The sequence below is a fragment of the Kitasatospora sp. NPDC093558 genome (assembly GCF_040683475.1).
In the GTDB taxonomy this organism is placed as follows: Bacteria; Actinomycetota; Actinomycetes; order Streptomycetales; family Streptomycetaceae; genus Kitasatospora.
Window position 1 is genome coordinate 1 of sequence record NZ_JBFBDY010000948.1, and the last position, 1,988, is coordinate 1,988.

Here is a 1,988-nt window from a genome sequence, read left to right on the forward strand (position 1 = left end):
GTGCGCCACGTCGGCACGGACCCCGGACGGGCGGCGGCCTTCGTCGCGGCCCTCCTGGACCTGTTCTGGACCACCGTGCACGGGTACGTCCACGCCCTCGCGCTCGCCCGCGCAGAGGGCATCAGCGGCGCCGAACTCACGCCGTACGCCCAGGGGTTGCCGCTCCTGCTGCCCCCGCTGATCGACGACTACGCCCGGCGCGCCGACCACCGGCGGCACCCCGGCGACCGCAGCAGCGTGGCCTCCGCCGCGGCCGGCCTGGCGCACGTCGCCCACACGGCCCGGGCCCGCGGCCTGGACACCGCCGTCCTGGACGCCGCGCTCGCCGTCACCCGCCGGGCGGCGCAAGCGGGGCACGGGCCGGACGGGGTGTCCAGTCTCGTCGAACTGCTCTCTGCCTGACTGGCCGTCAGATACGGCGGCCCCAGGACGAGATCATCGGGGCCATGGCCAGGTCGAGTTGTCCGGAGGCGACGTTGGCGAGGTGGAGCTCGATCTCCTCCTCCGTCGCGAGGCCCTGCTCGACCAGGAGGCGGCGGACGTGCCGCACCGTCGCGGCCTCCAGGACGGCGCACGCGGGCGAGGTGATCGGGAAGTACGCGTCGGCCTGCACGTCGGCGAGACCGGCCTCGCGCAGCACGCGCGGCAGGGTGCGCCCGTAGGCGAGGTCGGCGCCGCGCCCGGCCATCAGCGCGCGGAAGCCGTTGCGCAGCCGGTTGGCGAGCCGCTGCTCGGGGCCGGACTCGTCGGGGCAGACCAGCGGCATGAGCGCGGGGTCGGCGTCCTCCAGGAGGAGCCAGCCGCCGGGGCGCAGCGCCCCGACCATGCGGCGCAGGGCCTCGGCGCGGTCGGCGACGTGGACGAGGACGAGCCGGGCGTGGACGAGGTCGAACTCGCCTGGCGGCGGCGGGTCGGCGGCGACGTCGTGGGTGAGCACCTCGATCACGCCGTCGGCGATGCCGCGCGTCCACGACGCGTCGATGTCGGTGGCGACCACCGTCCCGGTCGGGCCGACGCGCTCGGCCAGCCCGAGCGGGACGGACGTGCCGCCGGCGCCGACCTCCCAGACGCGCATGCCCGGGCCGAGGCCGATCCGGTCGACGTGCCGGAAGGTCACCGGGTCGAACAGCTCGGCCAGGGCGCCGAAGCGGATACCGGCCTCGGCCTGCTGGTTGTCGAGGAGGTAGCCGTGGTTACCGTCGTGATCAGCCATGCGCCGATTCTCGCAGAGACGATTCGGCGGAGGTAGATCGGCAGGGGGCGGTTCGGCATAGGCCGTTCGGCAGAACTGTTACAGGCCGCGGATGGCCTCGCCCAGGTCGGGGCCGTAGGGGGCCCAGCAGAAGATCGAGCCGTCGGGTTCCAAATCCCCCATGTACCAGTCGTCGTCGGCCCACACGAGGCAGAGCCCGTGGAAGGAGATGATGATGCGTGGCAGGAGGGTCGTGTAGTCGGTGCGGCCGTGCTCCTCGACGACGACGAGCCGTGCGAGGGAGAGCAGTTCGGCGTCGGAGTCCCCGGAGGCGGTGCGGACGCGCTCGATCGTCCAGCCCTCGGGCAGCCCCTCGTCGAAGTTGTCGTCCGACACCGCGCGATCGTACCGGGGTCTGTTCACGGCCGGCCGCCCGCGATGCGGCCGAGGTGGCCGTCGAAGCGGCGGTAGAGGACGCGCCCGCGCCCGGTGACCGGGTCGGCGTAGAAGAGGAACGGCAGTTCGGCGGCCTCCAGGCCGGCGACGGCCTCGTCGTCGGAGAGGCGGCGGGCGCCGCGCGGGTGGAGCGTCAGCGGCACGGCGGAGCGGTGCGGCGGGGCGGCGGCGGTCGTGCGGGCCAGACGGTAGCCGGTCGGGCCGGTGCGGTAGACGACGGCGTCGGTCTCGGTGGCCGGGTCGGTGAACAGGTGGATGTCGTAGTCCATCGCGTCCAGGGTGCGCACCGCCGCTTCCGGCGAACACCACACCAGCGACGGCGACTTGACGCGGACGATCC

3 protein-coding genes and 1 pseudogene are annotated in these 1,988 nt (G+C 74.2%); 1 reads left to right on the forward strand and 3 read right to left on the reverse strand.

The window, feature by feature from the left end:
* A pseudogene (locus AB0O00_RS37255) lies at positions 1–402 on the forward strand (NAD(P)-dependent oxidoreductase); the annotation flags it as partial.
* 7 nt (positions 403–409) lie between these two features.
* Here the strand turns inward: AB0O00_RS37255 and AB0O00_RS37260 are convergent.
* The 3 genes from AB0O00_RS37260 to AB0O00_RS37270 form a co-directional block, all read right to left on the reverse strand.
* Entirely contained in the window at positions 410–1,213 is an 804-nt protein-coding gene (locus tag AB0O00_RS37260; protein WP_363659128.1) for a methyltransferase domain-containing protein, read from the reverse strand.
* A 78-nt stretch (positions 1,214–1,291) separates the two neighbouring features.
* The gene (locus AB0O00_RS37265) at positions 1,292–1,588 is read right to left on the reverse strand and encodes a hypothetical protein (protein ID WP_363659129.1); all 297 of its coding nucleotides are present in this window, start codon (positions 1,586–1,588) and stop codon (positions 1,292–1,294) included.
* 23 nt (positions 1,589–1,611) lie between these two features.
* The coding region (locus tag AB0O00_RS37270; RefSeq protein WP_363659130.1) for a sigma 54 modulation/S30EA ribosomal C-terminal domain-containing protein at positions 1,612–1,988 on the reverse strand (377 nt) is incomplete at its 5' end.